This window comes from Pseudomonas juntendi (genome assembly GCF_009932375.1).
In the GTDB taxonomy this organism is placed as follows: domain Bacteria; phylum Pseudomonadota; class Gammaproteobacteria; order Pseudomonadales; family Pseudomonadaceae; genus Aquipseudomonas; species Aquipseudomonas juntendi.
The window spans coordinates 1-219 of the sequence record NZ_BLJG01000622.1; the positions used below are offsets into that span (position 1 = coordinate 1).

The following is a 219-nucleotide window of genomic DNA, read 5'->3' on the forward strand; positions in this document are numbered from 1 at the left end:
TGAGCAACCCGTTTATCATTCAGCTTTTCCGTTTGCTGAGCGATTTCTCCTTCAGGAAGTCGGGCACAACGGTGGACTTCGCCTGCCTCAAGCGCCTCAGGTCGTCAGCTCGATCGTAACTGACGGTAGCCTCCAGCAAAACGCACCAGATGCTGTACCCACTGAGGCTACGTTGCACATCCTCAAAGCCTGCCAGATCATTGCTCACATAAATATTCC

The 219-nt window shown here is 52.5% G+C and carries 1 pseudogene; it reads right to left on the reverse strand.

The features are described from left to right. Positions 1–19: 19 nt before the first annotated feature. A pseudogene (locus tag GYA94_RS27990) lies at positions 20–219 on the reverse strand (hypothetical protein); the annotation flags it as partial.